Annotated in this window: 2 protein-coding genes; one reads left to right on the forward strand and one right to left on the reverse strand. The window is 40.2% G+C overall.

The features are described 5' to 3' along the window. Positions 1–368 (forward strand): DUF4221 family protein (locus ACEW8O_RS25870; protein ID WP_373497522.1); only part of this gene is annotated, 368 nt, incomplete at its 5' end. A gap of 38 nt (positions 369–406) precedes the next feature. Here ACEW8O_RS25870 and ACEW8O_RS25875 read toward each other — a convergent pair. After that, a partial coding sequence (locus tag ACEW8O_RS25875) for a 6-phosphogluconolactonase (RefSeq protein WP_373497523.1) occupies positions 407–2,032 on the reverse strand: 1,626 nt, incomplete at its 5' end.

Genomic DNA, 2,032 nt, shown 5'->3' on the forward strand with positions numbered 1-2,032 from the left:
CAAAATATATTCCCACTCCAACCAAAATTTCCAGAAATAATAATAACATCAACCAATTGGAATGGATGATAAAAGAAGGATATTATCACGATATAATTACTGACCCATTTAGGGATAAGTATTACAGGATTTGTGTGTTTCCCCAGGAATTATATGATTCAGAAGGTAAAAGAAACGATGCAGCTCTTAGAAACTTTTCAGTTCAGATTTTAGATAAGAAATTTCATTTAATCAAAGAATTGTTCGTCAGGAATGATCCGAAAATTTATAGTTTTTTGGGCAATGTTTTGAGTGATGAGGGGCTTTATTTTCTAAGAAAAACTGAAAATGAGGATGTCATGGTTTTTGACAGAATAATATTGGAATAAAATAACAGTTCCATTGAAGGGTTAGTAATTTCTGTTTTTTAAAAAACAACAAATCCATCTTTTACCACCTTTATGAAAGAAATCTGACTTTCCCCATCCAAAGAAAAAACAACCACATCATTTCGTTGATCCAAATCCATAAAAGCCGCAGGTATGGTTGATCCCATTTTCCAGGCTTCTGAAAGGGATTTCAATTTTTTGTCAATTAAGTATTGTACCCCCTCCATTAAATTTTTGCTGGCCCCGGCCAAAAGGCCATTTCCACCCTTCAATGACAGTTTCCCATTTGGTTCCAGCACAACTTCTTCTCCGATAAGCGTCCTGTATTCCCCTGCTTGCATGCCACAAAACATCGTACTGTCACTGACCAAAAAAGCCTTTTCACCTTTGGTTTTCAAAACTACTTTCAGAAAAGACTCCCCCAAATGAAAACCATCTGCGATCAGGCTGGAATACAATTCATCATTGGCTAATTGGTCCCATAGCATATTGGGATGACGGGGAAGGATCAGAGGAACGGCATTGCCCAAATGGGTTGAAAGACTTGCACCTGCTTCCACAGCCCTGAAAATTTCCTCATTAGATGCCAGGGTATGCCCAATGGCTACCTTTATTCCTGATTCACGACATTTTTTGATCACGCCTAATGCCCCATCTAACTCAGGTGCCATAGTGATCAGTTTTATCATTCCACCTGAAGCTTCCTGAAATTCTTCGATCAATTTCCAGTTTGGGGTTTGAATGTATTTTGCATCATGTGCACCTCTTGCCCCATTAAGTGGGGATATGAATGGACCTTCCAAGTGAATACCACCAATGCAGGAAGCGATCAAAGAATTTTCGGAAATTGCCAGACGAAATGTTTCAAGGATTCGAAGGATCTTATTCCTATCATTGGTTATCAGGGTTGGGAAGAAAACAGTTACTCCCTTGTTAAGCAGGTATTGAGTGGCTTTGAATATTTCTTCCGCTGTAATATCTTCATTGTTGAAATCCACTCCATTGACTCCGTTCACCTGCAAATCCACCAATCCAGGTCCAAAAAAGAGTTTGGAAGTGGAAGCGCTTGCTAAAGAATGTATTCGGGTTGGGGAATAATTTTCAGAGGAATTCAATACAGCCATATTTCCCGTGATACAATCTTCCCCGATCAGTTCTTTTTCATTCCCACTTGTAATGGGATTCGGATAGGCATCTGTATCTGTGAAAAGCTGACAATTACCATGCAGCCTCAAAATCGAAGCTGGGCATAGGGTTTCGATTGGACCGGATAAAGACTGATTCAAAGCTTTTTGTTTGTTTTTACCGGGCACCACACAGGAGATAAAATAGGCATTTAAAAGTGCGGGAACGGTAAGTGTCAGGGCCTGTCTCGGCACTTCCTCCAAATTGGCAAAACAGCCGTCATTGACCTGCTGCTGTCGGCATGCTGCATCGAGTGCTACTTTTTTTATGGTTGCAGGATCATTGAATGCTGCGACAGGAGGGTCATTGAATGCGATATGTCCATTTTCCCCAATACCCATACAGACAATATCAATCGGTGATTCTTCAATAAGGGCAGCATACCTGAGACATTCTGCCCCGGGATCATTGTTTCCGTCAATCAGGTGTATTTCCTTAAACGGGATATGATCAAATATTTTCCTTTTGAGAAAATTGGC

Source organism: Aquiflexum sp., from assembly GCF_041749095.1.
Classification (GTDB): Bacteria; Bacteroidota; Bacteroidia; order Cytophagales; family Cyclobacteriaceae; genus Aquiflexum.